The 26,287-nt window shown below is 62.2% G+C and carries 35 protein-coding genes; 8 read left to right on the plus strand and 27 right to left on the minus strand.

Annotated elements, in window-relative coordinates; translation table 11 throughout:
• From ACSHSS_RS16000 to ACSHSS_RS16040, 9 genes are all read right to left on the minus strand, one after another.
• On the minus strand, positions 1-529 hold a 529-nt coding region (locus ACSHSS_RS16000; protein WP_445545215.1), incomplete at its 3' end, for a DUF6441 family protein.
• Positions 526-834, minus strand: a complete 309-nt coding sequence (locus ACSHSS_RS16005) for a head-tail joining protein (protein WP_180684512.1) — start codon at positions 832-834, stop codon at positions 526-528. The genes ACSHSS_RS16000 and ACSHSS_RS16005, both read right to left, overlap by 4 nt.
• A 4-nt stretch (positions 835-838) precedes the next feature.
• Positions 839-1,852 carry a major capsid protein gene (locus tag ACSHSS_RS16010; RefSeq protein ID WP_445545216.1) on the minus strand — a complete coding sequence of 338 codons (1,014 nt, stop codon included), beginning with the start codon at positions 1,850-1,852 and terminating at the stop codon, positions 839-841.
• An 86-nt stretch (positions 1,853-1,938) separates the two neighbouring features.
• Positions 1,939-2,316, minus strand: coding sequence for a head decoration protein (locus ACSHSS_RS16015; RefSeq protein ID WP_180684513.1), 378 nt, complete (start codon positions 2,314-2,316; stop codon positions 1,939-1,941).
• A gap of 26 nt (positions 2,317-2,342) precedes the next feature.
• The gene (locus ACSHSS_RS16020; RefSeq protein WP_445545217.1) at positions 2,343-3,581 is read right to left on the minus strand and encodes a S49 family peptidase; all 1,239 of its coding nucleotides are present in this window, start codon (positions 3,579-3,581) and stop codon (positions 2,343-2,345) included.
• Positions 3,578-5,104 carry a phage portal protein gene (locus tag ACSHSS_RS16025; protein ID WP_445545218.1) on the minus strand — a complete coding sequence of 509 codons (1,527 nt, stop codon included), beginning with the start codon at positions 5,102-5,104 and terminating at the stop codon, positions 3,578-3,580. Before ACSHSS_RS16025 ends, ACSHSS_RS16020 begins: the two co-directional genes overlap by 4 nt.
• Entirely contained in the window at positions 5,104-5,316 is a 213-nt protein-coding gene (locus ACSHSS_RS16030; RefSeq protein ID WP_150981303.1) for a phage head-tail joining protein, read from the minus strand. Before ACSHSS_RS16030 ends, ACSHSS_RS16025 begins: the two co-directional genes overlap by 1 nt.
• A gap of 7 nt (positions 5,317-5,323) precedes the next feature.
• Positions 5,324-7,300: a phage terminase large subunit family protein gene (locus tag ACSHSS_RS16035; RefSeq protein WP_445545219.1), complete on the minus strand. Its 1,977-nt coding sequence runs from the start codon at positions 7,298-7,300 to the stop codon at positions 5,324-5,326.
• Between the two features lie 11 nt (positions 7,301-7,311).
• Positions 7,312-7,893, minus strand: coding sequence for an elements of external origin (locus tag ACSHSS_RS16040; protein WP_445545220.1), 582 nt, complete (start codon positions 7,891-7,893; stop codon positions 7,312-7,314).
• A gap of 156 nt (positions 7,894-8,049) precedes the next feature.
• On the opposite strand from ACSHSS_RS16040, the gene ACSHSS_RS16045 reads away from it, so the two are divergent.
• The 8 genes from ACSHSS_RS16045 (at position 8,050) to ACSHSS_RS16080 (ending at position 10,995) form a co-directional block, all read left to right on the plus strand.
• The gene (locus tag ACSHSS_RS16045; protein WP_445545221.1) at positions 8,050-8,340 is read left to right on the plus strand and encodes a DUF6900 domain-containing protein; all 291 of its coding nucleotides are present in this window, start codon (positions 8,050-8,052) and stop codon (positions 8,338-8,340) included.
• Positions 8,341-8,347: 7 nt separating this feature from the next.
• Complete coding sequence (locus ACSHSS_RS16050; RefSeq protein ID WP_445545222.1) at positions 8,348-8,920, plus strand: DUF3489 domain-containing protein; 573 nt, start codon at positions 8,348-8,350, stop codon at positions 8,918-8,920.
• Positions 8,917-9,276: a hypothetical protein gene (locus ACSHSS_RS16055; RefSeq protein ID WP_011886393.1), complete on the plus strand. Its 360-nt coding sequence runs from the start codon at positions 8,917-8,919 to the stop codon at positions 9,274-9,276. The genes ACSHSS_RS16050 and ACSHSS_RS16055 overlap by 4 nt, the downstream gene beginning before the upstream one ends.
• Positions 9,251-9,610: a hypothetical protein gene (locus tag ACSHSS_RS16060; protein ID WP_043291588.1), complete on the plus strand. Its 360-nt coding sequence runs from the start codon at positions 9,251-9,253 to the stop codon at positions 9,608-9,610. Before ACSHSS_RS16055 ends, ACSHSS_RS16060 begins: the two co-directional genes overlap by 26 nt.
• 104 nt (positions 9,611-9,714) lie before the next feature.
• Complete coding sequence (locus ACSHSS_RS16065; protein WP_011886395.1) at positions 9,715-9,978, plus strand: hypothetical protein; 264 nt, start codon at positions 9,715-9,717, stop codon at positions 9,976-9,978.
• Positions 9,979-10,071: 93 nt separating this feature from the next.
• Complete coding sequence (locus ACSHSS_RS16070) at positions 10,072-10,446, plus strand: hypothetical protein (RefSeq protein WP_011886396.1); 375 nt, start codon at positions 10,072-10,074, stop codon at positions 10,444-10,446.
• A 61-nt stretch (positions 10,447-10,507) separates the two neighbouring features.
• Positions 10,508-10,717, plus strand: a complete 210-nt coding sequence (locus ACSHSS_RS16075) for a TA system antitoxin ParD family protein (protein ID WP_011886397.1) — start codon at positions 10,508-10,510, stop codon at positions 10,715-10,717.
• Positions 10,717-10,995 (plus strand): type II toxin-antitoxin system RelE/ParE family toxin, encoded by a 279-nt coding sequence (locus ACSHSS_RS16080; protein ID WP_011886398.1) that lies wholly within the window; start codon positions 10,717-10,719, stop codon positions 10,993-10,995. Before ACSHSS_RS16075 ends, ACSHSS_RS16080 begins: the two co-directional genes overlap by 1 nt.
• A 216-nt stretch (positions 10,996-11,211) precedes the next feature.
• On the opposite strand, the gene tnpC is transcribed toward ACSHSS_RS16080, so the two are convergent.
• The 18 genes from tnpC to ACSHSS_RS16170 form a co-directional block, all read right to left on the minus strand.
• Positions 11,212-12,792 (minus strand): IS66 family transposase, encoded by a 1,581-nt coding sequence (gene tnpC, locus ACSHSS_RS16085; RefSeq protein WP_060734302.1) that lies wholly within the window; start codon positions 12,790-12,792, stop codon positions 11,212-11,214.
• Positions 12,793-12,822: 30 nt separating this feature from the next.
• Positions 12,823-13,179 carry an IS66 family insertion sequence element accessory protein TnpB gene (gene tnpB / locus ACSHSS_RS16090; protein ID WP_007178952.1) on the minus strand — a complete coding sequence of 119 codons (357 nt, stop codon included), beginning with the start codon at positions 13,177-13,179 and terminating at the stop codon, positions 12,823-12,825.
• The gene (locus tag ACSHSS_RS16095) at positions 13,155-13,718 is read right to left on the minus strand and encodes a transposase (RefSeq protein WP_007178953.1); all 564 of its coding nucleotides are present in this window, start codon (positions 13,716-13,718) and stop codon (positions 13,155-13,157) included. The genes tnpB and ACSHSS_RS16095 overlap by 25 nt, the downstream gene beginning before the upstream one ends.
• Positions 13,719-13,767: 49 nt before the next feature.
• Positions 13,768-14,238: a group I intron-associated PD-(D/E)XK endonuclease gene (locus tag ACSHSS_RS16100; protein WP_445545223.1), complete on the minus strand. Its 471-nt coding sequence runs from the start codon at positions 14,236-14,238 to the stop codon at positions 13,768-13,770.
• Entirely contained in the window at positions 14,235-15,497 is a 1,263-nt protein-coding gene (locus ACSHSS_RS16105; protein WP_011886400.1) for a site-specific DNA-methyltransferase, read from the minus strand. The genes ACSHSS_RS16100 and ACSHSS_RS16105 overlap by 4 nt, the downstream gene beginning before the upstream one ends.
• Positions 15,490-15,939, minus strand: coding sequence for a D-Ala-D-Ala carboxypeptidase family metallohydrolase (locus ACSHSS_RS16110; protein ID WP_011886401.1), 450 nt, complete (start codon positions 15,937-15,939; stop codon positions 15,490-15,492). The genes ACSHSS_RS16105 and ACSHSS_RS16110 overlap by 8 nt, the downstream gene beginning before the upstream one ends.
• A complete protein-coding gene (locus tag ACSHSS_RS16115) occupies positions 15,926-17,350 on the minus strand; it encodes a site-specific DNA-methyltransferase (protein ID WP_445545224.1) in 1,425 nt (474 codons plus the stop codon). The genes ACSHSS_RS16110 and ACSHSS_RS16115 overlap by 14 nt, the downstream gene beginning before the upstream one ends.
• A gap of 430 nt (positions 17,351-17,780) precedes the next feature.
• Positions 17,781-18,173: a DUF6362 family protein gene (locus ACSHSS_RS16120; protein ID WP_284078158.1), complete on the minus strand. Its 393-nt coding sequence runs from the start codon at positions 18,171-18,173 to the stop codon at positions 17,781-17,783.
• Entirely contained in the window at positions 18,166-18,375 is a 210-nt protein-coding gene (locus tag ACSHSS_RS16125; protein ID WP_150981314.1) for a hypothetical protein, read from the minus strand. Before ACSHSS_RS16125 ends, ACSHSS_RS16120 begins: the two co-directional genes overlap by 8 nt.
• Before the next feature lies 1 nt (position 18,376).
• Positions 18,377-18,850: a crossover junction endodeoxyribonuclease RuvC gene (locus tag ACSHSS_RS16130; RefSeq protein ID WP_445545225.1), complete on the minus strand. Its 474-nt coding sequence runs from the start codon at positions 18,848-18,850 to the stop codon at positions 18,377-18,379.
• A gap of 143 nt (positions 18,851-18,993) precedes the next feature.
• Positions 18,994-21,306: a phage/plasmid primase, P4 family gene (locus ACSHSS_RS16135; RefSeq protein ID WP_445545226.1), complete on the minus strand. Its 2,313-nt coding sequence runs from the start codon at positions 21,304-21,306 to the stop codon at positions 18,994-18,996.
• Complete coding sequence (locus ACSHSS_RS16140) at positions 21,299-21,643, minus strand: hypothetical protein (protein WP_011886409.1); 345 nt, start codon at positions 21,641-21,643, stop codon at positions 21,299-21,301. The genes ACSHSS_RS16135 and ACSHSS_RS16140 overlap by 8 nt, the downstream gene beginning before the upstream one ends.
• Positions 21,640-22,422: a hypothetical protein gene (locus tag ACSHSS_RS16145; RefSeq protein WP_445545227.1), complete on the minus strand. Its 783-nt coding sequence runs from the start codon at positions 22,420-22,422 to the stop codon at positions 21,640-21,642. The genes ACSHSS_RS16140 and ACSHSS_RS16145 overlap by 4 nt, the downstream gene beginning before the upstream one ends.
• On the minus strand, positions 22,422-22,697 hold the full coding sequence (locus ACSHSS_RS16150; RefSeq protein ID WP_445545228.1) for a DUF6511 domain-containing protein: 276 nt from the start codon (positions 22,695-22,697) through the stop codon (positions 22,422-22,424). Before ACSHSS_RS16150 ends, ACSHSS_RS16145 begins: the two co-directional genes overlap by 1 nt.
• A 167-nt stretch (positions 22,698-22,864) precedes the next feature.
• On the minus strand, positions 22,865-24,547 hold the full coding sequence (locus ACSHSS_RS16155) for a DEAD/DEAH box helicase (protein WP_445545229.1): 1,683 nt from the start codon (positions 24,545-24,547) through the stop codon (positions 22,865-22,867).
• Positions 24,548-24,559: 12 nt separating this feature from the next.
• Complete coding sequence (locus ACSHSS_RS16160) at positions 24,560-25,180, minus strand: hypothetical protein (protein ID WP_088861473.1); 621 nt, start codon at positions 25,178-25,180, stop codon at positions 24,560-24,562.
• 14 nt (positions 25,181-25,194) lie between these two features.
• Positions 25,195-25,998: an ATP-binding protein gene (locus ACSHSS_RS16165; RefSeq protein WP_445545230.1), complete on the minus strand. Its 804-nt coding sequence runs from the start codon at positions 25,996-25,998 to the stop codon at positions 25,195-25,197.
• A 1-nt stretch (position 25,999) separates the two neighbouring features.
• Positions 26,000-26,284, minus strand: coding sequence for a hypothetical protein (locus ACSHSS_RS16170; protein ID WP_011886415.1), 285 nt, complete (start codon positions 26,282-26,284; stop codon positions 26,000-26,002).
• Between the last annotated feature and the right edge of the window lie 3 nt (positions 26,285-26,287).

A 26,287-nucleotide genomic window follows, 5' to 3' on the forward strand; every position in this document is an offset into this window, starting at 1 on the left:
CGGTGATCACCTTCATCCGAAATCGCTGATCACGTTCACCGAAATACGCAGCGGCGGAGAAACCACCGCGTTGGCCTTGGCGGGCGCGCTGGTTTTCTGCGACGAGAAGGGAGGGTTGGCCCCGACGGTAGATGAAACGCAGGCGCTGGCCACGCAGCTTTTCCCAAAGACCGGGGGTCATGCGTTTGCCGCGTGGACCTTTGCCGGCAGCGGGCAAGGGAATGGCCAGCCAGAATCCATCCTTGGAACGGATGGTGGCCCCCTGGTCATGCGCACCGACGATGACGGGCGCCCGGCTGTACACCAGACCGGCGGCCTTGATGCTCAGTTTGCCTTTTGGGTAAACCTCGCCGCGCCAGGTGTTGGCCAAGCGCTGGCCCAGGCCAGCACCGGTGATTTGGCTGCGCAACTCGGTCTTGAGGCCATCGGTGGCTTCACGGATGGAATGCGTGACCGCCTGCTCGGCTATGCGCACTTCGTCGGCGAGCATTTGGTCCAAGTCGCCAGACAGGGCAGCTTGCAATCTCATACCGGCGCTCCTGTGAGCGTCCAGATCAAGCGGTCCCGATCAGCCAGGGGGTCACCCACCACCTGATAGGTCTGGCCGGCAACGGTGAAACGATCGCCCTCGCGGGGAGATGCCACGTCACGAGCCATCACATCGAAGCGGTGGGCGGCCACCACCAGCCGGGTGTCGCCGAAGGACTCGACCACATCGGCCTGTTTGGCGATGAATCGCGTGGCGATCTCGCGACCATCGGCCAGCCGGTAGGTGCCGGGCACCCCCAGCCGGGCGAACAGGCGCAAGACCGCCCGCTCAAATGCAACTTGCATCGGATCAGGCGGTCAGCTTGATCAGCACGCCCGGGCGGTGACACATGGGCAGCGGGTTGCTCTGGGTGTGCAGGTCGGTGCCACGGTCGAACTGGCGAGGAGCCTGCTTGGCGTACAGCGACTGGCCCAGCGTGTTGACCGTCTCGTTGAAGTCGGCCGGGGCAAAGTAGGTGCCAAAGGTGTCGACCGTGCCAAGCGGGAAGGCATGGGCCTCGCCTGCGGCAATGAAGCGACGGGTACCGAGATCCCCATTGGCTTGCAGGTAGGCGGCCTGGCCCCGATATTCCTCAAAGGTGACCCCGGCATAGGTGAAGCCCGAGCGCACGTCGTTGATCAGAACCGTACCTTGCTGCCAGTTGGTGTAGGCGGTCTTGACCTCCTTGTGGGTGGTCAGTGCCCGGAAGAATTCCGGCGAGCACAGCACATGCACGCCGGTCATGAATTCACCCTGCAGGGCGTCTTCGATCTTGGTCAGCAAGTCGTAGCAGTGGCCCTTCACCTCGCTGTTGGCATTGGCCAGATCGAAGTTGACCGATTGCGGGGTGATCTGGAATTCGGTGAAGAGGTTGCTGATCACGCTGCCATCGGCATCCAGGATTTCACCCTTCAATGCACCCATACGCAGATGCTCGAGCGTGATGGCGTGCTTGTTGCGCATGGTCTCCAGGTGACGAGCGAGCACGCCGGAGATGGCCTCCATCTCGGTCTCGGAGCCGAAGGCACGGATGCCCTGGACCTCTTCGGGCAGGACCACATCGTCGTGCGGGATGTGCGGAATGACGAAGGAGCGCAGTTTGCGTTTGCCACGTTCACCGACCGTGCCGGGCGAGCCAGGCGGCTTGGTGGGCAGCAGGTTGAGCTTACCGGCGTACTCCTCGACGATGATCTGGCGGGTGCGCACCGGCTTGGCCGGGAACAGGTTCAAAGCCTCCAGGCGGCCATAGCGGTTGGGGATGAGGTTGATGGCGGCGGTGAGGCTGGCCATCGAGAATCCAGGGTTCAGAAACGGGTTGTTCATTCGAGGCTCCAGAAATGACGAAACCCGCGCAAGCCAGACGGCCAGGCGGGTTCGGGGATGAAAGACGGGCAGGTTTAGGACGTAGGTCAGGCGGATTCACGCACCAGCACACCGCGCTCGGCCAGCTGCTGCTCGTAGGCCATGCGCTGGGCGCCAGTGAGGGAAATCGGCCAGACCAGCGCGGTCTTGGCCACGATGGCGTGGCGGGCGATCAGGATGGCGTCGCTGCGGTCGGCATTGGTGGCATCGATCGCGTTGGCCAGCACCCCGATGGCGTCCTCAGTGCCGTCGGTGGCGGCGGGGTCGATGGCGTAGTGCTTGCCATCGCTGGCATTGCGGCCGAGTACCGTGCCCAAGGGCAGGTTCTGGCCAGCGGCGATGGTGGCGACGTCCCGCGAATAGCGGTTGGGGGCTTCGTACTTCAACAGGTCGCCGAGGTTGTTTTGTTCGGTGATGGGGGTCATGGTTCAGTCCTTTCTGGGTCGGTGCGTCAGGCCTGGGCCGTGAGTTTTTTGACGGCGGCCACTATGGGTGAGGCTTCTGGGCGGTCGATGTTTTGCGTGCCAGCATCCACGGTGATGGTCGAGCGGATGTCATCGGCCTCAGACCGTGCCGCACGGGCGTCAATCAGGACGCGCCGGACGTCAGCTTCGGTCTTGCCGGCGGCGATGAACTCGGCCGCGCGGTCGGGGCAGCCGGCCAGCAGACAAACCTCGGCGATGGCCTGGGCAGCCTGAGTCACCTCTCGGCGGGCTTCAGCCACCAGCACGGCAGCTTCGTCGGTGCTGATGGTGTCGTTAGGCTCGATCACTTTCTCTTCTTCATTCATGGTCATTTCCTTCTTCAAGGGTGCCGCCTCAGCACGGATGACGCCCCGCACCTGAGACGGCGGATGGTTACGGGCGTTGAGATACGAGTGGAATTCGCTGAGGGTGGCCTCCAACGTCTGGAGTCCATCCGCCAGTCCTTGGGCCACAGCATTGCTGCCGAAGAAGAGTCCAGCCTCGGTTGCGCGCACGGCATCAACGTCCAGGCCTCGCATCGCAGCCACGTGCTCGGTGAAGATGGAATACAGCCGATCCACTTCGCCTTGCAGCTCGGTCTTGGCGGTATCCGATAAGGGCTCGTGAGGTGAGTAGTCGTTCTTGTGGGCGCCCGCCGTGATGGCCGTAAACCGATAGCCGTCCTTGGCATCCTTGACCGATTGGTCGACATGCAAGGCGATGACGCCGATCGAGCCGACCCCACCGGTTTCGGTTACGAACAGGCGCTGGGCACTGGCGGCAATCGCATAGGCCGCTGAATACGCGGCATCGTTGGCCACCGCCCAGACGGGTTTCATGGCTGCCACCTCGCGCACACGGCGGGCCAACTCGAAACTGCCCGAGGCTTCGCCGCCCGGGGAGTCGACGTCGAGCAAGATGCCGCTGACATGGGGATCAGCCAAGGCGGCATCCAACATCGCGGCGATCTCGCCGTAGGACGTCAGGCCTGAGGCGGCTTCCATGCCCAGCGAGCGCTTGACCAGCGAGCCGTGGATCGGTATCACTGCGATGCCGTCGGGGGTTGCGGCTGCAGGCGGCCGTTGGTAAAAGGCCATGTCCATGGAAGGCAGCGTGGGGACATCGGCCATGCCGATGCGCTGCCCGACCACGGAGAGAATCACGTCCAGCTTGGGTCGGTGAATCAGGAGGGGCGTCCCGAACAGGCGGGAGGCAAGGTAAGTCATGGTTGGGGGTCCTGGTTGTTGGGTGACGCACCGCCAGACTCAGCAGTCTGTGGATCGCTTGGCTCTGTCGACACTGCAGCCAGCGCTTGGTCATGCCGGGCATCGGAGTCAAAGACCAAGCCCAGTGCATCGGCCCGGGCGTTATCGGCTGCGATCTCACGGTCCACGTCTTCGGCGTCGTAGCCGTTGCCGGAGATGGCCTCGGATCGGCTCATGAGGCCGGCACGAATAGCGAGCTTCATGGCGTTGTATTCCTTTTGCGGATCGACCCAGCTCCAACCCTGTGGAATCCACTTGGCGGCCTGGTACTGCCGCTTCTCTTTTCGGTAACCAGGCAAGTCCAGTGCCCCTTCCAGCACTGCCTGGTCCATCCAGGCCCGCCAGATCGGGCGACACAGTTGGTGCACGATCACACCGTGCTGCAGGGCTTCACAGCGGCGGCGAAACTCCAGCAGGCCAGCACGAATGGAGGAGTAATTCACTTGCGTGAGGTCACCCGTGAGCATCTCGTAGGTGATACCCATGGCAGCGGCCACCGCGCGGAACTGCTGGCGCATGAACTCGGCATACGACGATCCCACATCGGCAGGGGCCGAGAACTTGATGTCCTCGCCTGGCTCCAGGATCTGCAGCGTGCCTGGCTCCATGCCCGCGAGCGCCACCCCGTTGCCATCGGCCGCCGACTCACCCATCAGGTTGTCTTCGGGCGCCATGCGGGTGATGAAGCCAGCGAACATGGCGGCGGTTTTCTTGCGGACCAGCTCGGCGTCGTCGTACTGGTCCAGCTCGTTGAGCTTCACGAGCGCCCTGGTCAACCACGGCTCGCCCCGGATCTGGCCGGGACGCAAGGGGCGAAACAGGTGGATGACTTCACTCGCATCCACCCGCACCGTGTCCATGCCACCGCCGCCGGCACTGCTGGACATCGGTGCCAGCAGTCCATCGTTGGGGTGCGAGCGATACAGGTGATAAGCCACCCGGCGACCCAGCCGGTCGAACTCAATGCCGGAGCGGATGACGTTGCCACCGGGTAGATCGCGGTTCATGGTTGTTGGCAGGTGCTCTGCTTCCAGCACCTGGATCTGGAGCGCCACCGGCAGACCATCTTCTGTGCGGCGGTAACGCAGCCGGACCAGGGCTTCACCGCCTTCGAGCATGGCGCGAGTGGCCAGTGCCTGTAGGCCGTAGAGGTCGGTCAGCCCTGCTGCATCGGCCTGCTCGCACCAGTCCCACCAGAGGCTGTGGATGGCTTCTCGCGTAGCCTGGTCTTGCACCATGCTCTGCGGCTTGATGCCAGTACCGATCGCGTTGGCCACAAAGGCTTCGATGCCGGCGGCAGCCCAAGCGTTGCGCCGCACCAGGTCACGGCTCTTGGCGCGCAGTTCGTCTTGGGCCAGCGACAGGGCTGCTACGGCGCCTGGGTTGCTGGGCATCCAGGCCAGGGCGCGCCGCCCGCCGCCGGTGCCGTCATAGACCGGCGTGCCACCGAACATGCGGCGACGCAGACTTTTGAGCCAGGCCATCAGAGTGCCTTGCTCGTGGTGACACGGATCTGGCGCGATTTTGGTGCGCCGGATTCACGAGCCATGGTGGCTTCGACCTCTGCAATCGCAGCCTTCAGATCGGCCACGCTGCGGTACTCGATGCTTTTGCCTTCGTAGGTCACGCGGTGCTCGCCGCTGGCCAGGGCTTCACGCAGGGCCTGCAGGTGTTCTGGTGTGTAGGTCGTGTTCACGTCATCCTCAATTCATCCATTTGCTGCGTACCACCCGGCGCGGGTTGGGTTTGGCACTGCCAGAAGTAACGAGGCCACCGTCGAACTGCTGTTCTCGGGTGGCCTCGGGGGTTGTGATTTGTTTGGCAACGACTGGTGGGTCGGAGCCGAGTTGTTTTTCGAGTTCTTGCCAGTGCCGGTCTTCGAACCGGTCCAGTCCTGCCGCCGCAGCCGCCGCCCGGGCGTAGACATAGCAGTCGAGTGCCTCATTGCGCTCGCGCATCTTTTGCCACTCGCGGTGGGCAAAGCCGTTGCGGTCGCGCCGGGTGATCAGCTGCTCGGCACAGAGCTGTTGCAAGTATTCGGCATCGACCTTGGGCAGGTGTACGAATCCGGCCGGGTAGATCGGCGTGATGCCGTCTTCGGCCACCTCGGCGCTCTTCCTCAGGTTGTTGTAGAACTCCAGCTTGGCAATGCCGCCAGCCACCGGGAACACCTTGATGCCCCGGCGCAGCTTCTTGCCATTGGCTGTGGCGTCCACCGCCGTAGGGGTACCAATCAGTGCGGCACCCCCGGCAATCCCTTTGATCGGCATGAGCCGGGCATCGCGCACACCGCGCACGAAGGCATAGGCCTCCTGGGTGGCGTAGCCGGTGTCCAGCGCCAGTCGCGCCAGGCTCAACTGGCATCCGCTGCTGTGGGTCCAGGTCTCACCCATAAGCTTGTTCAGAGCCGACCAGACCTCGGTGCGAGCGGTGTCACCCATCAAGATCCGGTGCTCCACCAGCCACGCGGCTTTGCCACGCCCGAAGGCCCAGACAGAGACTTCGATGCGGTCCTTCTGCACGTCGGCACCGGCAGTGAGCATCAGGCCACCCGCGGGTACGGTGCCGATACGGTAGTCCTCGCGACGCTCCAGCAATCGTTGCCAGTCGGGTGCCTCGCCCTCTTCGACCCAGGTCTCACCCAGTTCGGTGTTCTTGAAGGTCTTGATGGCTGAGGCTGATCGGCTGTCAGACATGGCAGCCGACTCCCAGGCCCGCGCGATCTCGATCCAGCTGCGCCAGCCCACCGGGCTGTAGAGACTGGAGAGGTGGAACCCAGCGGTGCGCCCAGCTTGTTCTGGCGCGCAGGCCTGCCACTGACCGTTCTCCAGCATCCATGTTTTGTGGTGCTCGGCAATCGGCTGGCTGCAGGATTCGCAGATGTAGGCCGCCGTTTCCGGGTGGCCTCGCTCCCAGCGCAGCTGCTCAAACCGCAGCCACTGGCGGTGGTCGCAATGCGGGCACGGCACGAAGTAGCGGCGCTGGTCCGACGATTCGAACTCGCGCTCCACCGCACTGGCCCCGGCAATCGTCGGCGTCGAGACGATCAGGATCTTGCGCCGTGCAAAGGTGCGGGTACGCGCTTCGGCCAGCGAGATCGCATCGCCTTCGCCTTCCACATCCAGCGGGTAGCCATCGACCTCATCGAGGAACAGATAGCGCACCGGCATGCTTCGCAATCCCACCGCGCTGTTGGCACCAGTCATCACCAGCACTCCACCGTGGAACTCCTTGGCGAGAATCGTGTTGCCCGAATCACGGCTGCGCGCCGGAGCGATGCGCTCCTGGATGGCGGGACTCTCCTCGATCAACGCGTCGATGCGCTGCTTGGAGGCCCGCTTGGCCATCTCCACCGTGGGCCACACCGCCATCATCGGGCCCGGGGCGTGGTGGATCACGTAGCCCACCCAGTTCAGACCCAATTCGGTGCCGCCCACTTGGGCGCCTTTCATGAACACCACCCGCTCGATCGGAGACATCGGGGACAGGCAATCCATGATCTCGCGCAGGTAGGGCGTGCGGCTGGTGCGCCAGCGTCCTGGTTCGGAGGCGGCCTTACTGGAGAGCACCCGGTGCTTGTCGGCCCATTCGGACACGGTCAGTTGTGGATCGGGTGTGATGCCTTCGCGCCAGGCACGCTCGATGGCGTCCCAGCCTTCGTAGTAAAGCTCTTCCATCATCAATCCACTGATCAGTCCACTTTCGGCTGCAGGTCGCCCAGGTCCTGCAGTTGCTGACGCACGGCGGTGTCCAGCGCCACATGCAAGGCATGCGGATCGACACCGAGTCCGGCGGCCATCTGTGACGAAATGCGTGCCGGCCAGTTGAGCCAGGCATCGCGCTCAGCACGGGCCAGCTTGAACACATGGGCCACGGCCTGTGACCGATCGACCAGTTCGCCCTTCAATCGGGCCAGGCGCACTTTGTTCGTTTGCGCCTTGACCACCTCGTTGACGGTGCGGGCCTGCAGCAGCGAAGTGCCTCCACTCGACAGCACCGGGGTGGGCGGCTCTGGGGTATCCCGCACCACCTTGGTGGAAGTCTGGGGAATCTCACGGGTGGCTGCGGAAACCTGCGGAGCCGGCTTGTCACTGGCGACATCTGCCACCGACCGCCGCGTCGGCGTGGTGTTGGCTGCCCACTGGGCATCGGCCACCACCGGATCGATGGTGCCGTCCGGCAACTGGCTGATGCGCCCGGTGTCGATGGCCTTCTTGACGGCCACGTGCGACACGCCGCGGTGGCGCGCGTAGGCGCGAATGGACAGTCCCATGGTGTTGATCTACTCAGTGCAAGTGGGTGGCCTCCTCGAGGTATGGGTCAGGCAAAGGCGAGTGAATCACCCGGGATAAGAAAGAGCTTGGCTTCTGTGGCGCACAGCGCGTGAATGCGGATGTCGATTGACAAGCAACCCACCAAGGAGCCCCACATGGCCAAGCCCAAGCAACCCACCGCCCTCTCCCCCGACGAGATCGAGCTTTTGCTCGAATCGATTGCCCTGGACCACCTGTTCATCGAAACCCTGCAAACCCGCCACCGCGACACCCTGGACTTCCACGACGTCAGCGTCTGGGGTGTCAAAAGCGCCTTGCAAGCCGCGTTTGACGCCGGGCTGCACGCACCCGGTGGAAGCCCGAAGCAGGCCGTGCAGCGCACGCACAAGGCCACCGCAGCCAATCGAATCAGCGGCAACGGCAGCGCCGCTGCCCTGCAAGCGTGAGGGCGCCATGACCACCGCACTCAACCTCAACCAGCAGGCCATCCTGGAGCACGCCGTACAACACAGCGGCGGCAAGATCGCCTGGTTCCCCGAGCACATCAAGGGCGGCGCTCGCGCCAAAGTGCTCGAAAGCTTATTCAAACGCGCCCTGATCACGCCTGACGGCGATGACTGGGTGGTGGCTGCCGAGGGCTACGACGCCTTGGGCCTGCCCCGACCGGGCGCCTTGCCACCGACCATCACGCTGGACGATCCGGAACTGGAGGCCGATGTCGCCAGTGCAGAGGCCAGTTGGCAGCAGCCCGCCAAGGGCAAGCCGGTTCGCACCCGCGCCGACAGCAAACAGGCCCTGGTCATTGGCCTGCTGCAACGCCCCGAGGGCGCCACCATCGCGCAGATCATGGAGGCCACGGGGTGGCAGCAGCACACCGTGCGCGGCACCCTGGCCGGCACGCTCAAGAAACGCCTGGGGCTGACCATCACATCAGCTAAGGATGCCGACGGTCAGCGGGTGTACCGCATCGAGTCCGCGTCCGCAGGCACCGCTACCGCCACCACCACTGAATCGGAGGCCCCATGAACGCCCGTCCCAACTTGGCGCGGATTGATGAACTGGGGCAGCGCCTGGCCGACCAGGCGTTTCGCACCCTGATCAGCCTCTGCCCCGAAATCCGCAGCGCCAGCCCGGCGCGCCAGGAGGCGGTGTGCGCCGCGATGCGGGCCAAGGTGGCACCAAGCATCGACCGCCTGCTCGAAGACGCGCGGCTCGCGCCCTGTTTGACCGAAGCGGCGTTTCACAACGCCGTGCTGACCCTCGCACTGGCGGGCGTCGAAGCCTTGCAGGCCAAGGCCGTGAGCCCCAAGTACCAATCAACCAACCAAGTCTTCAATCAAACCAGAAAGGCCCGTCATGCCCAGCATGTCCATCACCATTGAACGCACCCCGCTGACTCTCCAGTGGGAGGGCCAGGACATTCAAGTCGAGCAACTCGGGATCCGACTGCCGTTTGCGCGCAAGCCCGAGAACCTCAAGGACATGAGCGCCAGCGGCGACTACCTCGTCTACGTCACCGAGACCCGGACCATGACGCCCGAGGAGTTCGATGGCTTTGCCGCCAACCTGCTGGTCTCGCGCGACTGGCTGGCCGGCAAGGGTGGTTATGTTGGCCAGGGACGTTTGTGCGTGGAAGTTCACGCACCCGGACGCCCGTACCTCTATGTCGACCCGTCTGGCGGCGACTACGCCCGCTACGCGGCCCGGCTGGGTTAGTGGCTCTGCCGCCACGCTGTTCATCTTCTTCCATCAAAGCCTTGGCTTTGCATCGCAACAGCGCGTCAATGGGGTCATCGCCCAACGATTGAAGGAGCCCCACCATGACCCTCGACCTCGACACCCTCATGCGCCAGATGACCGAGCAAAAGGCCAAAGACGCCTTGCTCACCGCCCGGTCCACCCTGGAGCGCAGTTTGCGCGAGTTGGACCACTACATCGAGCGGCTCGACACGGCCGAGACGCCGCACGACAAATCACAGGTGATGAACTGGGCGCTCAACGCCCTGGCCTGCAACATCACGCCCAACCTGCGCCTGGACCTGATCGCCAACGCCCAAGCCGAACTGGCCAGCGTCGCAAAATGATCACGCTCTCAAAAAAATGATCGAGAAAGCCTTGGCTTCCATGCCCTACAGCGCGTCAATGGAGTCATCGCCAACACAGACACGGAGCCGACGATGACCACCACCCAGCAAGCAAAAATTCCTGCAACTCAAAATGAGTCGTGGGGCTTATTTGGGACCCTCGGCGAGCACGCCGAAGCCGCCTGGCCAATAGCGATGACGGCGATCTCGGACGCGACCTACCAACCATTGGACTCGGTGCGCGCCTTCCTGGACAGCCGCCATGGCCGCCACTTTGCCGACGATGTGCTCAACGGTCTGCACGCCGGCGCCAATCTGCAGGAGGCGATCCACGCCGCCACCCAACGCTGGATGGGCTGGAGCATCGGTCGCCTGACCAGCAAGCAGCACGGGATTCCCAAGGGCTTGCCTTACCTGACGGGCTTTGTGATTCACTGCGAGATTGTCGAAGAGGCCCTGGCCGACTGACAGTACATGTTCCATTTTGGTCCCTTATGGGCTATCATAGACCCATTCAAAGGAGGTTCGTATGGCCATCAATGTCAAACTGCCCGAAGCCTTGGTTGAGACCGCCAAGCGCTATGGCACCATCGAGCACCGCTCGGTGCCCAAGCAAATCGAATACTGGTCTCAGATCGGCAAGATCGCCGCAGAAAACCCCGATCTTCCGTTCAGCGTCATCCGCGACATCCTGATCGCTGACCAGGAAGAACCCGTGGGTGAGTACCAGTTCGGCTGATGCGCGTCCTTGTCACACCGACCTTCGAGCGCGCCGTTAAAAAGCTGCACAAGCAGCAAAAAGCCGCGCTTGACGAGGCAGTTCGAACCATTGTCGGCCAGCCGGAAGCCGGTGAAACCAAAGTCGGCGATCTGGCTGGCGTGCAGGTTTACAAGTTCCGCATGGGCAACCTGCTGTGCCTGCTTGCCTACCGCATTCTGGATGAGAACACGCTCAAGTTGCTGATGGTTGGCCCGCACGAGAATTTCTACCGCGACCTCAAACGCACCGAGCATTGACATGGACTCAGGAGGCGAACAATGCCTCCTGTCGTTGTCTCATCAAAACGCTATCCAGGGCGAATTCGAATTTCGCATCCTCAAAGTAGCGGCACTTGACGCCACCATCACCATAGCGGACCCCGGGTACGCGCAGCGCAATGCAATGTATGCGGTCCATCAGCGACGCCCCTCAATTCAGGTGACGGAGCGTGTGACATGTGGTGGGAACGCGGATCAGCGTAGGTTGGCCGGCAGCTTCCAGGGAAGCAGCGCGTCGTAGTCGTCGACCGTCTTTGCCAGAGGCAACCGCTGGAACAGCCAGGTGAGATAGCGATACGGATCGATGCCGTTGGCTTTTGCTGACTCGACCAGCGAATAAAGATTCGCACTCGCATGTGCGCCAGCAACTGTATCGGCAAACAGGAAGCTTTTGCGCGCGACGACAAACGGGCGAATGGAATTTTCGCAGGGATTGTTCGATATGGGCCAGTTGCCGTTCTCGATGTATCGGATCAGCTTGGGCCACTGCCCATGCAGATAGGTCAGGGCCTTACCGAGCAAACTTTGAGGCACGACGCCGGGTAACTGTTCAAGCATCAGCGTTTCGATGGCATCGAGCACGCGTGCACTGTATCGTCGTCGCAATCGCTGTCGTCGTTCAGCCGCCCACGTTTCACTGTGCGCCTCCGCCGCGAACAGCTTGCCGATCAGTTTGATGAAGCGCGTCGCGAGCAGGTTGGACGAGCGTGCGGCCTTCGGCACGTTATCTTCGGCCTTGACCAGATACCGTCTCGCGTGAGCCCAGCATCCGAGATGCACGAGCTGATACTGTTCAGCGATGCCGTTGTAGGGCTCGTATCCGTCAGTCATCAGAACCGCACCCTTGCGAATGCCGGTGAACAGTTTGTCGGCCAGCTTCGCGCCGCGACCAGCCGTATAGGCGAAACAGCGGATGGGAGTTCCCGATCCGGTCATTTGCGCCCAGAGATAGCTTTTCGTTTGCGGCTTGCGCCCTTCTTCCTTCAGGACCTGGAACGTCGTCTCGTCGCAGTAGATCACGTCAGCATCGAGCAACGCGTCGCGCATCAGGTTGATAACGGGCTGCGTTGCGAGACCGACGCGTACCATGCTCGCGGCGAGCGTGTTCGATGAGATGTCGCCACCGAAGCGTCGCAGCAGGACCGCCTGGCGATAGATCGGCATGCCAAACTGATACTTGCCGGAGGCGACCCACGCGAGCGCCGATTCCGTGAGGAGTCCACGCGGGATGATGCGCAGCGGTGCCGGCGTGACCTTGATGCCAAGATCGCAGCACGGGCAGGCATACTTGACGCGCTGGTGCTGGATGACGCGAAGCTGTTCGGGGATCACGTCGAGCTGCTCGCTCGTTTCGACACCGATCTCGACGAGCGCATGGCCGTCGTGGTTGCAGAAGCGTTCGCCTTCGGGAAGTTCGTGCCGAACGACTTCGCGCGGCAAGTTGGGATCGAGCGGTTTGCGATGACCGCGCTTCTTGCGCGTGTGCGCGGCGATTCTGGTTTCGGGAGTATCTTCCTGCGCCGGTGTTGCGTTCGTGCCGAGCACTTCGGCTTCATTGAACAGACCCGGCTGATCCGATGCGCGAGCTTCGCTCTTCGCGCCGAACAGCTCGCGCCGGTAAGCGCGCAGTCGTTCCTCAGCCAGGTCGCGCTCCGCAGTCACGAGACGCAGTGCGCTGCGTAACCCGTCGCGCTCTGACTGAAGGGCGTCATGCTCCTCGCGCATCGCGAGGAGCATCCTGAGTTCGTCAGCGTCGATGGTCACGTTGATCGGCATACCGCTTAGACCAGTATGCCGACGACATGTTCAGCTCACACGCGCATAATGTCGCCTCGGATGACGCTGGAGCGCAGCGATGTCGACACCCCCGAGAAGCCAGTGCAGCAGTTCGACGGTCAGTGCCACGACCTCGCTATTGTCATCAGGCCAGACGAAGCGATCATTGGCCTCGAGTCTCTTGAGCATGAGCCAGAAACCGTTGTCCTGCCAGCCCAGGATCTTGACGCGATCGCATCTCCGGTTGGTAAAAACGTAGAGCGAGGAATCCATGGGATTCAGGCGCATCGCCTGTTCGACGAGAATCGACAGACTGTTCATTCCGTACCGGAAATCGACGGGATCGCGGTACAGGTACACCTTCAGATTTTCGTCGAACCGGAACACGGCATCCTCCCGAACATCTGGACCACGGTGCTCAGTTCGTCGATGCTCGCTGCACTGAGATCAAGCTCCACGCCATTCGACAGTCGCACATGCAGCGAAAGCGTGATCGGCGCAGTTGCAGTCAACACGAGTGGTAACGGCGGCACCGATGACGTTGAAACGACCGGCACAAATGCAGAAGTAGACGGTGCGCACAGCAAGTGCTTACGTGAGCCTGCAACGTCGGTCGAACCGTCATCCACGCAACGACGGAAGTCTTCGTTGGCAATTGCGTCGATGGCAGATGACGGTAGATCGCGCTCGTCGGCGCGCGTTTCCTGCGATGCAAATGGGATGCCTTTCTCGCGCTCCATCAGATACTTCGCGATCCATTTGCGCAGCAGGTTAGCGTTGATCCCATGCTCCTGTGCCAAACGGGCGACCGACGCACCTGGTCGCAACGCGGCCTCGATCAGTACGCGCTTGCCTCCCTCGTCATAGCGACGGCGCCCGTCGCGGCTTTGACGAACTACTTTCAACTCTGAGTCTTTGCCAGTCATAGGTGTCCACCTCCAAATAGGTGGACACCTATGCTCCTCGCTCAGAGCGTCAGTTGGTAGACGTCGATAATGGATCGCTTACAATGCAATCGTTGTGGGTATCGGCCAATGCATAGTAGGCAACCAGCCGGCGATCCAGGGCGACCAATGCCAGCACATCAAAATCATCGCTGCTGTACCGCCGTCGCCCACCTTTTCCAGCTCGACGGGTGTGAAACACATACAGCGGAGAGCCGCGGTTGAGCGAACCGGGTGTCTTGGGCGTCTTGGTGGATTTCACCTGAACCCGGATCACCCGCTGGCCGATGTCAACAGCAATGTCATACGGCACGCCTTGTGATGTCGGGTACGCTACCCAACCATTGAGCAGCAAATCTGCCATCACCAAATACTCACCCGCTCGGCCAATCTCCATTTCGGCGCTGACCCGCAGGTTGTGGTGCCGAACAACAGCACTTTCGTCGATCAAGCCGTGGTCCTTGGGCTCAGCCACATCCAAGAAGCTGAGCTGCCTGATCACGCCGGAGCCTCCTGGATTGTGACCTCGTCGAAGACGCGTTGGCTGTATTCAGAGATAGCCTTGCCGCCACTGAATTCCTGCCAACGGCGAACAATGACATCGCAGTACTTCGGCTCCAACTCCATCATGAAGCAGCGGCGCCCCGATTTCTCAGCGGCGATCAGCGTGCTGCCGGATCCGCCAAAGCAATCGAGGACCACATCGCCTGGTCGGCTCGAATTGCGGATTGAACGTTCCATCAACTCGACAGGTTTCATCGTGGGATGAAGATCGTTGCGGGCAGGTTTCTTGATATTCCAGACGTCACCTTGATCGCGATCGCCACACCAATGCCGACTGCTGCCTTCCGGCCAGCCATACAGGATCGGTTCGTATTGACGCTGGTAATCCGCTCTGCCCAGGGTGAAGGTGTGCTTGGCCCAAATGATGAACGTAGACCACTTTCCACCGGCCGCGCGAAACGCGGCTTGTAGCGTGTCAAGTTCGCTGGAGGACATCGCAATGTAGACCGCGCCATCGCAGTGGGGCAACATCAGCGAGAGCGCATCGAAGACGAAGTCATAAAAACCCTCGCCCAAGTTGTCATTCAGGATAGGTCGGTGCTTACCACGCAATTTGTCTTTCGCGCTATTGGCATAGTTGACGTTGTAGGGCAAGTCGCTCCAGATCATCTGAACGCGTTGCCCGGCGAGCAACTGCTCGTAGCTGAATGGCTGCGTAGCATCACCGCAAACCAGCCGGTGATTGCCAAGAATCCACACGTCACCGGGTCGGCTGATGGCTGTTTCGCTCAGTTCTGGAATGGCATCCTCATCTGTATTGCCATCGACCGTGGTCTCTTCGCCCGCCATGATCTCGGCCAGCGCGTCGGCATCGAAGCCGGTGATGTCGAGATTGAATCCATCTTCCTGCAGCGACTGCAACTCGATGCGCAGCATGGCGTCGTCCCAGCCGGCGTTTTCTGCAATGCGGTTGTCCGCAATGATCAGCGCGCGGCGCTGGGTGGGTGTCAGATGATCGAGGACGACCACCGGCACGGTATCCAGACCGAGCTTTTGCGCGGCGGCGAGACGTCCATGGCCCGCCACGATCACGCCATCGGACCCCGCCAGGATCGGATTGGTGAACCCGAACTCGACGATGGATGCCGCAATCTGCGCCACCTGCTCCTCTGAGTGGGTACGGGCATTGCGGGCGTAGGGCACCAGTTTCTCGGTGGGCCAGCGCTCGATATGGGTGGATAGCCAGGGTTCAGACATGGACCAACCCCGTTTCATAGACGGTCTTGCCCTGGTTCAGCTTGGCCGTGAGCAACTGGGTGCGCTCATTCGAGATCGCCACTGCCAGATGGGTCCACCGTCCGAACTCGTGAATGATCTGCACGCAGGGCAGCTTCAACTGGTGGGCGGCTTGGCACACGAGCAACGGCGTCATACCTGGCACGATGAGGTCAGCCGCACGCCCTTGCATGTGGTGACTGGTCGGACTGCCCCCAATGGCGCGGTTCAGCGCTGGCGAGCGGTAGCCGGAGGTGATCACCACCGGGCGCTTGAGGTGAACGCGCAGCGGCTGCAGTACCGATTGACACAGCCGACGCAGGTTCTCGATGACCTCGGGTGTGGGCTCGTTGGCAATGCCACGGCGAGCCGCCGTTTCTGAGACCAGAAACTCGGCCAGTTCGAAATGTTCAGACAGTTGCATGTTCGCTCTCTTGTCGATGCTCGGCTTTGCGTTGTTGAGCAACAACCTCAAAGGGTTCTGCGGTGGCGGCCAAGGTGACCGGCACGCCAGGGAAGTTCTGTTGGAAACGGAGCAGCGCCACGTCGACGTATTCGGGCGCGATCTCCACCGCGCGGCCAATACGCCCTGTCCGCTGGGCGGCCATCAGCGTGGTGCCGCTGCCGCCAAAGGGCTCAAACACGACCTCACCTTCATCGGTGTAGGCCTCGATGACCTCCACCGGCAGCGTCACCGGAAAGACGGCCGGGTGATCGATGTCCTTGCCGATCTTTCCCTTGTGGCGCATGACCCGGATGACCGAGTCGGGAATTCGGCAGTCCTGCGTCGGCTGGCCGGCAGCGGTCCAGCCGTTGACCTGGCCATCCTTGCCACGCATCGCGGTCGAGGATCCGTCGGCGCGCAGGTGCGTTTCCTGACCGGCAAACTTGCAGGGCACGGTCTTGTTGGGTTTGCGCGTTTGCCGGTTGAAGTGGAAGATGAATTCGAAACTCGGTGCCAGGCGACCTTGCCAGTCACCGGGCATGCCTGGCCCCTGGTCCCAGACGTACCAGGCAAAACGTCGCCAGCCTTGGCTGCGCATCCAGTCGAGCCACTGATCCCAATACGGGATGAACTCGTTGTCACGGTGGATCAGGCCGAGGTTGACCAGCACCTGGCCATCGGCGGCCATGGGCACTTGCGCGAACACGCCGCGTATCAGGCCATCCCAGTCGGCAATGCCGCCGGACGTGTAGTCGCGCTGGTTGCCATAAGGCGGCGAGGTGAAACACAGGCTGGCCTGCTCGCCCTGCATCAGGGTGGCGATCACCGATGGATCGCTGGCATCGCCGCAGATCAGGCGGTGCGGACCCAGTTGCCAGACATCGCCCGGGCGAGAGATGGGCTGCTTGGGTGGTTCGGGAACGTCGTTTTCCTCATCGGCATCCGACTCATCTCCAGACTCGCTGCCTTCACCATCACCCAAGTCGGCCAGCATCTTGGCGAGCTCGTCATCGTCGAATCCGGCGAGCAGCAGGTCGTATCCGGCCTCGGATAACTCGGCCAGTTCAAGCGCCAGCAACTCGTCGTCCCACCCGGCGTCCAGCGCCAGGCGGTTGTCGGCGATCACGTAGGCACGCTTTTGCGCCGGGGTGAGGTGGCCCAGTTCAATGACCGGGACCTTGGGCAACTCCAGCTTGCGGGCCGCTGCCAGGCGACCGTGGCCGGCGATGATGCCGTTGTCGCCATCGACCAGGATGGGTTGCGTCCAGCCAAACTCCACGATGCTGGCCGCAATCTTGGCGATCTGGGCTGGCGCATGCGTGCGCGGATTGCGCGCGTACGGCAGCAGCGCATCGATCGGCCGGTATTCGATCTGCAGGTTGGGCGTCATGGAATTGAAAAACCCGCCGAGCGTTGCCGCCGGGCGGGTGGGAAATATTCAGGGGGTGGTAACTGTCTGGGGTGGTGGTAACCACAGGCCGGTAACCTGGCCGGGTGGTAACCTGTTTTTAAGGGCAGACGCTATCGAAATCTCGCGCTGTTGCCCCCCGCATACCGTTTTGGCCAGGAAGGACCCGTTGATTGTCCGCAGGACTCCGCGATCATCTGATTGGCATCAGCCATCAGGTGTTTGCATCGCTTCGCATCTGTCGGGGTGCAAGGTTCGAGTCGGAAGATCACGCCCGCTGCTCACACCGCTGTCCTGACCATAGCTGAAACTGTAGGCCCAAACCGGGTAAAACGCGACATGGGGTGTTTTGGCATCTGTCATCACCATCCCGCACCACCCCGCCCGCGCCATCGATTTGCCTCGACTTCAGTCAGTGTCCCTTGTTCAGGTGCAGAGCGACCAGATGGATGGCAGCGTCGTACCGCCGCTGTGCAGTTCTTGCCGCGCAGGCAAACCGCCGACCGATCTGCTCCCAGCGATACCGGTTCGAACGCATCCACACCAGATGCCGCTGCTCCACCTCCAGCCACTGCACCCAGCGCATGGTCTCCAGCATCCGCTCCACAGCTTGGGGACTGGGGGGCATGGGTCGGTACAGCCGCTCGGGATCGGGGTAGCGCTCGGGCACCTGCATGGCCAAGGTCATCCACGGGTTGAAGTAGCCGCCCGGTCTGACCCGGGGCAGCTTGTGTGCAATCTCGGCAGCCTCAGCAAACCGGGCGGCCACATCGTCCACAGTCCATTCGGTTCTGGCCTCAGTCATGGCGCTTGCCTCCATCACCGTAGAGGCGTTCACCCAGACGACGGACGAACTGTTTCTCCACCCAGTCGAGCCGTTCGTCGTGCTCGCTGACCACCAGGATGTGATCGGTGCGCCAGCCATCGCGTTTGACCGCGTCCAGATCCGGCGTGGTGGGCTGCAGATTGCCCAAGGGGCAGCGGTAGCGGTATTGGGGCACTTTCATGTCACACCCCCTCCGTGGCCATCTCACGGGCCAGGTACAGCAAGGCAATGGCATCGGCTTCGTTGTCGTCAGCCGGGGCATGGCCACGGGCACGGACGGATGCCACCATCTCGTCCTTGCTCGCGTTACCTTTACCCGTGGCGTGCTTCTTGATCGTGCCGACCGGAATGCCCTGGTACGGGATCTGGTGGTGCTCGCACCAGGCGGTGAGCTGTCCCATGAAGCCGCCGTAGGCGTGGGCTGCGTCAACACCGACGTGGCGGCGGACCTCTTCGAAGACCACCTGGTCAATGCCGTCGTTGCACTGCTTGATGTCGGTGAGCCAGCGCTTGAACCGCAGAAAGCGCATGCCGCCGCCTTCGAAGCGTTGGGGTTTGAAGGATTGGCTGCCACTGGTGATACTGCCGTCGCGGCAAGCCAGTGCCCAGCCGGTTTGTGTGCCCAGATCAAGGGCGAAGATGGTCATTGTGTTCATTGGTCACTCCATGCGTTTTTTGGCATCTGGTGACCAAAGGTGACCCGTTTCTCGTTATCCGCTCGCGCCTGCGCACGTACACGTGTAGAGAGATAACGATATGCCGGTCACTTTCGGTCACCCACTGGGGTCTGTCGATTCGGTCAGTCGTCGCGATAGGGCATGTAGCCGCCCGGCTCGCGGGGTTTTAGCGACAGGCCTGACAAGGCCTTTGCCCCGCCATGCAGGCGTGTGCGCGCAAACCCACGGTTGATGAGTTGCTGGGTCAGCCAGCGGCTGGTGCCCACGTACTCGCCACGCCGCTCAGCGCGCTCACGCCAGCGCTGGTAGATCGCGGAAATCGCTTCCCGCGCCACGGGCGATTGCTGGCAGTCCTCGTCCAGGAACTCACCGATCGCGTCCTCTTCTTCGAAGTACTCATCGGTGGCATCGAGCACCTGCTGGGGTGGGTCGAGCCGGCCCTGACGCTGCCACTCCAGACAGCCTTGAACCGCCCAGGCTAGGATCCCATCCCGTTCAGCCAGCAGCTTTTGCTGCAGGTGCTTGTCACGCCTTTCCGGGGGGACGGTGATCGTGAAAGGGATCAGGTGGAGCCGCCGCTTCATCGCTTCGTCGATGTTGCGGATAGCCGGTTTGTGATTGCCCGCTACGATCAACTTGAACTGCGGCATGAACTCGAAAAAATCCTGGCGCATGAAGCGCGCAGAGATCTTGTCGCCACCGGTCAGGCTCTTGACCTTGGACTCGGCCCAGCGTCGCCCTTGCTCGGTTTCGATGGCGGCGACAAACCGGGCCCCACGCAGGCTGGCCATATCGGTCGGGTGCCTGTCTGTGCGGGTCTCCATGAACGTGTCCATGGGAGCATTGGTGGCGTAGTCGCCCAGGATGGTGGCCAGGGTATTGACGAACACCGATTTGCCGTTGGCACCCGTGCCATACAGAAAGAACAGCGCGTGCTCGCGTGTCGATCCAGTCAGGGCATACCCTGCCATCCGGGCAAGATAGGCCTGCAAAGACTGATCACCGCCCGTGACCTCATGGATGAACTGCCGCCAGGTGGGGCAATCACCCGCGGGGGTGGCCGTCGTGATCTTGGTCAGTCGGTCCAGACGGTCGTGGGAGCGCAGCACGCCATTCTTGAGATTCACCACACCGCCTGGCGTGTTGAGCAGCCAGGGGTCGGCATCCCACTCGTCGGCGGTGGCGGCATGACGCCGATCGGAGCGTGCGAGCCGCTCCAAGCCAGCTACCGCGCCACTGCTGGCGAGTTTGGCGGCCACCCGGTGAGAATCAGCCTTGAGTGCGGCCTCCCGACAGATCTGGCGCATCAGGTGGTGCGCCGCCAGAGTCTCCTCGGTTTGCCAGCGCTTGCCAGTCCAGAACACCCACTTTCCCCACAACGCGACATAGCGCCAGTCCTGGGCGTACCGACCCGAGAAGGTCAGCGCCAGTGCGTCTTCAGTAGCCCACACCGATTGCTCGGTCGGATCTGCTGCCTGCGTGATGTCTGGCGTTGAAGGCTGGAACTGGATGCGCTCACCATGGTCAAGGAAGGCCTCCACATCAAAGCCCTCCGCAATGGCATCAGCCGCGTCCCAGCCATCCGCAGACTCTTGGGGATCTTGCGCCATGGGATTGGGTGGAGGCATCAACACCGCGCAATGCTGGGCACCCGCTGCCATGACCGCCTCGGCGGCATTCATGGCGTACTCCCAGCCTGGTTTGTCGCGGTCTGGCCAAATCAGGACATGCTTACCCTGAAGGGGTAACCAGTCGGTCTTGTCGATCGGTGCGTTGGCACCGTGCATCGCGGTGGTCGCGCAGTGGCCCGCGTCGATCAAGGCCTGGGCGCATTTTTCGCCCTCGACCAGAATCACCCGGTCGGCATGAGCAATGCCAGGTTGGTTGAACAACGGCCTCGGATCGGGCGGCGCCATTTTGCGACGCTTGGCATCCCAAGGGCGGAATTCCTTACGTCCAGGACTGGGCTCATAGCGATACACGCAGGCAATCAGACTGCCGTCAGCGGCAAGATAGTCCCACTTGGCGGTGGCTGGACCCAATTCATCCACCGGCGCGCTTGCCTTGCGTCTGGCGGGTGACACGGCGGGCGCTCGGCCGAGCAGTTCCCGGGCGAAGCTGAGGACGGCCGCGAAATCACGATGCGTGTCCCAATGGCGGTGCGCAGCGATGAGCGCAAAGACATCGCCACCATTACCCGTGGCGCGGTCGATCCACAGGCCCGCCCGTTCACCATCCAGCTCGATCTCCAGACTGCGACCTGGACTGCCCAGCACATCGCCAACGACGAATTTGCCGTGTGTCACCTTGCCCGCCGGAAATAAAGCAAACAGCACGCCCTCGAGCCTTGCCATCAAGGCCGATCGCAGTTCATCCCGCTCGGAATTTCCGCTGGGTGATGGAGCTGCGGGTTCTTGGTCGTTGAAATCAAGCATGGACACCTCCTTCATCGGTGTCTGATGGATTCAAGTAGCCAGCCTTGGTCGCGATCTCTCGCATGAAGTTGGGGGACAGACCGACCTGGTCGCACCACAGCTCCAGGCGCCCGTCTCGAAAGAAACGTCTAGCCTCAGTGCGCAGATGTTTAGAGGGCGAACACAGGTCAATGAACGCCTGTTTGATGACAGCCACGACCAGTCGCGACTCCGGACACACGACAGCGACATGGCGAAGTAGCAGACGCTCCAGCAGGGATGCACCGATCAGGGGTTTCTGGCGACGAGTGGTCACCGTCAATGCCTCGATGACGGGTTGAGGAAGACGCGCATTCATGACTTCACCCCCGATGCGCTCACACCCTGCTCGCGCCAACACCGACGCGCCCAGGCGCAGTACTTGCACTCGTAGAAACTCGGCTCAGAGGCCACGCGCGGCAGCAATTCACCAGCCTCGGTCGCCTGGATGACTTTGACAGCGCGATCAGACATGCGCTGCGCAAGCGCTGCATCAAACGGCACCAGCTCCAACCAAAGCTCCTGGGTGTCCTTATTGATGGCGGTGAACAACGCAGGCTGAGATGCGATGCCAGGAATGCTCGGCTCCATGTACGCCTGATAGATCGCCATTTGCGCGGCGTAGATCGGCTTGGTCACGGTCACGCCCTTTTTGGCGGTGTCGCGCCAGTGTTTGTCGTTCATGGTCTTGCACTCCCAGAGCATGGGAAACGACAAATCCAGGTCGGCAGGAGCACCAGTGATCACGCCGTCGATATGCCCCTGGATACGGCCACCCGCGACGGAGAAGCCGAATTGCTCGCCATCCTGCTTGCGGGTGTAGAGGTCGAAGCCAGCCAGGCGCAGCCAGCGAATGGCCAGGTCCTCCATGACATGGCCGACTTCAAAGATCCGCAGCGTGCGACCCGGCAGCTCGGCACCGTCGTCCACCGGCGCGTCGACGTACTCGTATTGCAGGGCGCGCTCGCAGGGCACACCGAGGCGTGAGGCGCCCAGATAGCGCCGGCGGGCCTGCTGGCTGCGCTCGGCTTGCAAGGCTGCATCCAGCAGCATTGACACCTGCTCGTGAAATTTGGGTTGATGGTTCAGGTCGATCATCAAAATGGAATCCTGTGGTGATCGCCACCCGTGCTGGCAGTGGCCTTGCGGCTGGCGAGTTGTTCAAAGAAAGTGCGATCGCGCTCGACCATGCGTTCGTGCTCGGCCAACATGTGGGCCTGATAGGCGTCGACCACGACCTCCACCAGGCGCAGGACTTCGTCCTTGCCGTAGTCGGCTAAAGGGCGATCCATGCCGATGGAGGCGACGTACTCACCCAAGGGAGCCAGTGCCGATTGCATGGCGGCGATCTCCATGTCGCTGGGATCAATCACGGCATCCTCCTGAAACGGGGTCAGGCGCTCCATCAGTCGGGAGAAGACGTTCTGGCACCGCATGGAGCAGAACACCCACCGGTCGTTGTAGCGGCGGGGGTCGGAACGCCGTAAGCGTGGGTTGAAATACCCCAGGCCTTTGGCTTGACGGGCGCACACAGCACATCTCACGCAGCCTCCCGAAACTCGGCCATCACCGCATCGTTGGCTGCGGTAACCAGGCGCTGAATGGCCGCCTTGTTGAACTGGAAGGTCAACAGCGCTGAGACCTGATAGCGGGTCAGGCTGAAATCCGCGCGCAGCGGCGCAGGCAGGTAACGCAGTTGCCCAGGTGTGGGCGACTCCTGCAACCAGCGACGGGTCTTGTGAGCGGCATCGTCAACTTCCTGGTCGTTGAGCCAGTCATTGGCCTGGGCCAAACACACCGTGCGCTCCCCTGCACCCAGCAAGCGAGGAGACAACTTTTCGGCACCACCCACCGCGTACCAACGCCCACCCAGGAAGAAGACACCCGCCCAGGCTTTGAAACCGGTGGCCAGCAGCGCGCAGTCGTCGCCGAAAAGGTCGCACCAGGCGAAGTTGGAGCGCTTGAGCAGATCGATTTCGGTCATCACGAAATCGCTGATTTGGTGACGCGCTTCCTCGATCGCCTTGGCAAAGCTGTGGCCACAGAGCGGACACTCGCGACTGGCCATCGGCACTTCTGCATCGCACTGCGGGCAGCGCTTGGTCGGCGCCTCACCATCACCGGCAAAACCATCCAGATCGACTTCCTGCTCCAGACTGCCATGGCGCAGAGAGGCGGTGCCGAAGTCCAGCACCACGCAATCGGTCTTGATGACGCCAGGGTGCTCGGCAGGGTCGACCACGCGCAGGCCGCGTCCGACCATCTGGATCAACGTGGACTTGTAGGAGCTGGGGCGCAGCAGCACGATGCAGGAGGTGGGCGTGTAGTCGTACCCTTCTGTGAGCACGGCGACATTGACCAGCACCGTTACATCGCCGGATTCATAGGACCTCAGCGCGGACTGACGTTCTGCAGGGGTCATCTCGCCATGAACCACGGCGGCCTTCACCCCTGATGCAATGAATGCATGGCAAATCGCATAGGCGTGATCGACGGTGGCGGCAAAGGCAATGGTCTTGCGACGGGCGGCATGCGCCTGCCAATGCTGGACCACCGCCGCATTCACAGGCGTGGTGTTCATGATCGACGCCACGGCATTCATGTCGTAGTCGTCGGTCAGTTTGCGCACGCCGTCGAGTGCGTCACGCGTTCCGACATCGACCACGAAGGTACGTGGTGGCACCAAATGCCCAGAGCGGATCAGCTCACCCAACCTTATCTGGTCTGCGACATTGGAGAACACCTCACGCAGGCCCTTGCCATCCCCGCGATTGGGTGTGGCGGTCACGCCATAAATCAGCGCATGCGGGTTCTTGGCCAGGACCGTATCGATGACCAGCCGGTAAGTCGGCGCAGCGCAGTGGTGGGCTTCGTCGATCACCAGCATGTCCAGCGTGGGCATCTGCTCAAGGTTGCGTGCCAAGGTTTGCACCATGGCGAAGGTGGCTTGACCCGACCAGGACTTCTGGCGGGCATCGAACACGGAAGTGCTGACGTGCGGATTAACCCGGCCAAACTTGGCCAGGTTTTGCGCAGTCAGTTCATCCCGGTGGGCCAGGACGCACACCTTGGCATCCGGATGTTGCAGAAACTCCCCGGCCGTGCCGGACAGGCAGATGGTCTTACCTGCACCGGTCGGTGCCACGCCGAGAGTGTTGCCGTGGGCCTTGAGGGCCGTGACGCAGCGGGTGACGAACTCCCGCTGCCGAGGACGCAGCATCATGGGTAGTCCTCCTTATTGCGCCCAGGCAGGACGAGTGGGAACGGCTGGCGCCGATGTCATAGGGGGCGTACCGGCGGGAGCCGAAGGCGCTTGGCTTGGGGTGCGCATCGGCTGCCCCATCAGCACGGCATACTCTTTGTGATCCGGCTGAATGGCGGCCTTGATCACGTTCTTGTCGTCGCCGTTCTGATCCTTCTCGACATCAATGCGGGCGACAAACTCCACACCATCCAGATCGGCAAAGCCCTTGATGCGGCGCGCACTCTGCGCCTGTGGCGAGTTGTCTGCCGGATGGATGCCTCGTGCCGAGTTCAGAATGGCACGCAGGAAGCTGCGTCCGATATGGGTCCACTCCGGGCCCTTCGGACTGGACAGGCCAATCAGCCCGAACACCACGCGTTTGGCAAACGGTCCCTCCAGAATGGTGAACTTGGCGTTGAGATAGATCGCACCGGTCTTGTCGGAACGGGTTGCGTAACCGCCAGTCCAGCCTTGGCTTGGATCGTCATACCCACCCGGGCGAATGGCCATGATGACCTTGGCCAGGGTTTTGGGTGGGATCAGGGCGTACTCGCGCTGGTCTTCGGCATCGTTGAAGTCATTCCAGGCGGCGTTGTTGCTGTAGCTGTTCATGAATACTCTCCTGCTTATTGCGCGCGCGGCGCAGTGATCTTGGAAATGAGGCGGCCCAGATGCGGCTCCTCGACGACTTCCAGTCGTCCGGAACGGTCTTTGGCGGGGTAGCCCCAGGGGTTGATGTGCTGGCAGACGAAGGCGCGATAAGGGGTGCCGTCATCCGACTTGAGCACCACCATCGAGATGACCTGATCGACAATGCCGGGAAGTTCCAGCGCGGCTTTGGAGCCTTCGATCTGAGGGCTGAACACCTTGCGGTTGAAGTCATCGAGCTTTTCGTCGAGGATTCCGACCAGCCAGATGTCCTTGTCACGGACATGCTGCAACTGGGTGAGCCACCCGACCAGTTCGCTGGCATGCAGGCCATAAGCACCACGCGTGTCGGGCTTGCCGGTTTTTTCGGAGAAGGCCTGCGGCTGCCCCTTGGCCCACTGCAGACACAGGCGCCCCGCAACCGTGATCGAGTCCACGAAGATCAGCGAGTACTTGGCCAGCATGGCGGGATCGCCATACAAGGCACACACTTGGTCGTAATGCGCCTGGCTGTAGGACTGGTCGTCACGCAGCGCGGGGTTCGGGCCGCCGATGTAGCAGGCAAGATCGCGGCATTCCTGCCAGGTGCGTGGCCGCACGCTGTCGCCAGGCCAATCCAGCACGGCCAGATCGCCAGCCTCCAGGTCAATGAACAGGGTGCGGGTCGCATCGGAGGTTTTGAGCAGCGTGGTTTTGCCCACACCTGATGGCCCAAGAATGACGCCCTTGGAGCCACGCTTTTCTGCGAGGCGCTGCTCGGCGGTGATGAAGGGAAAGCTCATATCAAACCTCCCCACCAAAGATCTCTGTGACCTTGTCCGTGCCGAGCGCGCCCCGGGCGCGGGCCAGATCGTGCAGGCGGCGCAAGGAATGCAACTGGCAGGAGATCTCAGACGAGCGGGCTTCCAGGCCCTGGATAGCGAAGGCCAGGTCATCGACGGATGCCTGATCGAGGGGAAGGCGGTCGATGTCGGTCTGCCCGGCGTGGCCCGGGACGCGGATGGTTTCCGGCAGGTCCGACAGGGACAAGGTTTTTTTGCGCAGGGATTCGATGAGGTTTTTGAACATGGT

Source organism: Burkholderia sp. BC1 (genome assembly GCF_052683555.1).